The organism is Peribacillus sp. (genome assembly GCF_059453735.1).
Genome location: NZ_JAZVJO010000061.1, coordinates 1 through 4,743, shown reverse-complemented (window position 1 = coordinate 4,743; position 4,743 = coordinate 1). Strand labels below are relative to the sequence as shown.

Sequence of the window (4,743 nt, the reverse complement as noted above, 5' to 3'; positions counted from 1 at the left end):
ATTATTCTTGTTCTTGTCATCTTTATTAATCTAGCATTCTTTGCACCAAAAGGTGAGCAAGAATTCCCTATTGGCGAAATGGCTGAAGAGGCAGAAAAGACACCAATGGTATTTGAGAACTGGAAGCTTTGGATCGGTTTGACCATCGTTCTTATCCTATTCGCTTACACCATTCCATTTATTGATATGATACAAAATGCACCACCGGGCTCAAAAGGTTATAAATTTTGGTAATTAGTATTGAAAAAAGTGCTTAAACTTTCCGTTTAAGCACTTTTTTGCGTTCTGCTATCATTGAATTCAAAAAACAGCAGGCACTATACCCGCTGCTCACTTTTAATCAAGTTGATAAATTCGACTGTATTTCTCTTCAAGGTAGCTGATCAGATAAGCTGCATTTAACCCCTCACCAGTTGTAGCTTGAAGAATTTCAAGCGGTTTTTTTGTACTGCCGTATTGATGAATATGTGTATTAAGCCAAGTTCTAATCGGTGTAATATCACCTTTTTGTAAATATTCATCAAAGTTTGGCAGCTCTTCTTTCATCGCATGCTTGATCTGTGCTGCATACATATAACCTAGTGCATAGGATGGGAAATAGCCGAAGCTGCCATCCGCCCAGTGGATATCCTGAAGGATTCCTTCTGCATCATTTCTCGGCGTAATGCCTAGGTATTCCTGATATTTCTTATTCCAAGCCTCCGGGAGGTCTTTCACTTCTAACGTTCCACTGAACAACTCTTTCTCTAATTCATAGCGAACCATGATATGTAAGGAATAGGTCAGCTCATCAGCATCCACCCGGATAAACGACGGTTTAGATTCATTAATCCCCCTGTAGAAGTCTTCTAATGAGACATCAGCAAATTGTTCAGATGCATATTCTTTAAGTACTGGAAATTGTTTTTCCCAGAAATGAATATTACGACCGATAAAGTTTTCAAAAAACAGTGACTGTGATTCATGAATTCCCATCGATGTTCCTGTATCAAGCAATGTCCCGGTTAATTCCTCCGATATGTTTTGCTCATAAATGGCATGTCCGCATTCGTGAATGCTGCCAAATACAGCCCCGCGAAAATCATTTTCATCATAACGTGTAGTAATTCGGACATCTCCTCGATTAATTCCTGTTGCAAACGGGTGAACTGTCTCATCCAAACGTCCCGCCTCGAAATCATAGCCAAGCTGCTGAAGAATATTAAGACTGTACGCTTCCTGGGCTTCTTTTGAGAAATGAGTATACAAGAATGATGTATCAGGCTTATGTTTACTCTGAGCAATTCTTTGTACTAACGGGACAATCCGTTCACGAAGCTCTCCAAACACTCTATCCAAAATCTCGACTGTCATGTCTGGTTCATATTTATCCAATAGGGTGTTGTAAGGATGACCTTTATATCCCCAATAGTCAACAAATTTCCGCGTATACGAAACCATTTTTTCTAAATATGGTTCATAAATAGAAAAATCGTTCTTTTCTCGAGCTTTCATCCAAGCACTTTCAGATTTAGATTGTAAGATTACAAATTCCTTGTATTCATGTGCCGGGATTTTCTTGTTACGATCGTATTCTTCCTTACTCTTTTCAATCATACTCTTCGTCATCTCAGAGAGTCCGTCCGTTGAAGACAACGAGGTAATAAACATGCCCATTTTTTCACTAGTCGACATCTGGAAGACCTCTGCTGCTAAAACACCAATAACCTCAGAACGCTGTCCGACTCCTTTTGATGGCGCTCCTGTCCGTAAATCCCAAAAAATGACCGCTAATGCTTCGTTATACGCGGCAATTTTCTTCACATACTCTCGATACGCTGCTTCTACATTTATTTGTTCAGCCATTTATTTCCCCCCTATGGTTTACTCTTGGAGTTTACCATATTTTTTCAGATTTTAGATAGGAAGATGAAAAGAAAAAAACCGAGGAAATCCTCGGTTTTAGGGTGCAGTTGGTAAAACAGCTAGTATTTTTGAAAGTGTAGCTTCCGTTAACTCTTTATCTGTCAGGATATGAATCGAACCCGTATCATCACTTGTACGGATTAATCGGCCGATTCCTTGTCTTAATCTAAGCAGCATATACGGCAGATCAACCTGTTCAAATGGCTGATCAGCTGCTTGACGTTTTGCTTGGAAAACTGGATCATGCGGAGGGAACGGCAGTGAGAAGATGATGACATTTTTCAATGAGTCACCTGGTATATCAAGCCCCTCCCAAAGATGATAAGAAAGAAGCACTGATTCTTCATTCGTTTGGAATTTTTTCACCAGTTCACTAATTTCTTCGTCTCCTTCGTAATAGAATGGAAACTCAGTAGCCTTCGCATGCTTTTTAAACCAAAGCAGTTCTTCCTTTGATTGGAAAAGCACGAGTGTTCTTCCTCCATTATCACGAATACTATTCATGCTGTAATCTAATTTATCTATTTGGTTTCCTGTTTCGAATACTGGTATGGAAAGATCCATAACCTCATCATACTCAAACGGAGATGATACAGAAAAACTGCTGTAGTCTTTGATACCCAAGCTTTCAGCTAGATAGTCAAATGACTTATTATCAGAGAGTGTCGCGGAAGAGAAAATATACGGCATTTTCTTTGAAAACACTTCTTCTCCAAGAATATCTTGAACAAGCCTTGGCATGATAACCAGCGTTTTTGTGTCCTGATTTTCTTCAAACCAGGTTACAGCCTGGCGGTTCTTCAAGAATAACGATAATGAATAGCCAAGCTGTTCTAAATATTCTTCGGTAACCTTTAAGTCATAATCATTAATCGTATAAAGCTCTGCCTCAAAGACAAGATTCTCTTCAAGCTCTTCCACCTTCTTATGGAGTTTGCCTGCTAAAGAGATGATGTCATCTGATTCAGGAATTTCGTAACGATTTGATCCTTCGACTGGAATCGAGAGGACATCAAGCAAAGTAAAGAATTCCTCATTGATATCGATTAAGTCTTCAATGATGTAAAGTGTTTCCTCACGAACTTGATTAGCCATTAATAATTCAAGAACATTCGCAAGCGCAGTTTCACTCACTTTATATGTTAATGCTTTTTGTGCTGAAATTTCTAGTAGATGTCCTTCATCAAACACCACACAACTATGTTCCGGCAATAATGGAAGCTGTCCTTCGCGTTTGCGTTTTTCCTTTGTCCACACATGTTCCATAAAGAAATCATGTGAGCAGATAATCAAATCCGTTGACTTCCGATAATGGTCACGTGACAACGTTTGACCACAGCGGTGTCGTTTATCACAGGTAAAACAGTTCTGCAGCTGATCCCAGCCGACTTTTGACCAATCCTCGTCATTTAAGTATGCATATTCTTTTCGTTCCCCATAAGGGCTATAAGAGGCCATTGAACCGTTTCCGTAAACGAATTTTGGTAATTCATCATGTACACGGTCGATTCCTTCAGAATCTTCATTTGTAACGGCGGTCTCTAATTTTTTTAAACAAAGATACTGATCATGGTATTTCGCAAGTCTTACATCGATGTCAATTCCCAGTATTTCTTTGATCTTTTGAATGTCGCCTTCTTCTTTAACAAGCTGTTCAATCAATGTTTCATCCGCACAGGAGATAATAGCGGGCTTATTCGTATATCGAGCGTAGCACAGCGCGTAGAGCAAATAAACCAGGGTTTTCCCGGTGCCTACACCTGCTTCAGCAAACATTACCTCTTTATCTTTAAATGCTTTTTCAAGCTGAAAGGCCATAAAAATTTGTTCATCGCGGAGCTCAAAACCTTTTTCTGGAAGAATGTCATAAAAAACATCTCCTATCCATTCTGAAAGCTTATCGTAAAAAGAATCTTCCTTGGTAACTGGAAAAGGCAGCGTTTGAAGCATCGTTTTCTCCCCTTATCTATCATTAAATAAAACCGTTTCAATGCAAAATTACATTATCCCCTATTTTATATGCAGAGTCAAGGGAGAGTTTCCAACAGCGAGTAATTCATCATTTGATTTTTCTTACAAATAAAAAAGCATAATGAAAGGGGCTAAAGATGCCTTTTCATTACACTAACTCTTTACGTCTATTCCTGCCGATAAGAAGAGGTTCCTTGCAGATGGAAAGCAAGTGCCTGATACAGATTTTGTTCCGCCTCTTTCAATCCATTCATCCCGATTTCATTATCGCTATTTCCCCTGATGCTTTCATAGGAAGAAGATATAGCTTTGGTAATTCGATAAAATTCATCAACCTTTGAATTCATAAACACTTCTCCTTTACACAACTATGATATGAATCTAGTTTATGCTGAAACATCCCTTCCTATACCTTGATTAGGACAACTAAGAATATAATAATGAATCCTTGCAGGGTTTGAATGTTTCGCTATATTTGGGGTTAAAATTATAGGGGGGTATATTCGCTATTTCCTAACCTTCTCAGCTGTTATTCCCGTCTGGGCAGGCATTAATCCCGTCTCAGCACTATTTTTCTGCATTTGATCATTCTTTCCAAGCCTCTTTTGTCTCCAAACCAAAAAGCAGGCTCTTCTTTAGAAGAGCCTGCTTTTTTCTTGCATATAATTAAGCTTTTTGAACGTTAGAAGCTTGTGGTCCGCGTTGTCCTTGTTCCACTTCAAAAGTCACGTCTTGACCTTCTTCAAGTGTTTTGAATCCTTCGCCTTGAATAGCTGAGAAATGTACAAATACATCGTCTCCGTTTTCGCGTTCGATAAAACCAAAGCCTTTTTCTGCGTTAAACCACTTAACCTTGCCTGTTGCCAT

At 39.0% G+C, this 4,743-nt stretch carries 4 protein-coding genes and 1 pseudogene; 1 reads left to right on the top strand and 4 read right to left on the bottom strand.

What is annotated here, in order from left to right; genetic code table 11:
* Nucleotides 1-234 (top strand): annotated as a pseudogene (locus tag AC52RT_RS02065) (cytochrome C); the annotation flags it as partial.
* Between the two features lie 102 nt (nucleotides 235-336).
* Here AC52RT_RS02065 and AC52RT_RS02060 read toward each other — a convergent pair.
* The 4 genes from AC52RT_RS02060 to AC52RT_RS02045 form a co-directional block, all read right to left on the bottom strand.
* Nucleotides 337-1,845, bottom strand: a complete 1,509-nt coding sequence (locus AC52RT_RS02060; protein ID WP_495539206.1) for a carboxypeptidase M32 — start codon at nucleotides 1,843-1,845, stop codon at nucleotides 337-339.
* 96 nt (nucleotides 1,846-1,941) lie between these two features.
* Nucleotides 1,942-3,855 carry an ATP-dependent DNA helicase gene (locus AC52RT_RS02055; protein ID WP_495539205.1) on the bottom strand — a complete coding sequence of 638 codons (1,914 nt, stop codon included), beginning with the start codon at nucleotides 3,853-3,855 and terminating at the stop codon, nucleotides 1,942-1,944.
* A gap of 188 nt (nucleotides 3,856-4,043) precedes the next feature.
* Nucleotides 4,044-4,223 (bottom strand): hypothetical protein, encoded by a 180-nt coding sequence (locus AC52RT_RS02050; protein WP_495539204.1) that lies wholly within the window; start codon nucleotides 4,221-4,223, stop codon nucleotides 4,044-4,046.
* Between the two features lie 319 nt (nucleotides 4,224-4,542).
* Complete coding sequence (locus AC52RT_RS02045) at nucleotides 4,543-4,743, bottom strand: cold-shock protein (RefSeq protein WP_495539203.1); 201 nt, start codon at nucleotides 4,741-4,743, stop codon at nucleotides 4,543-4,545.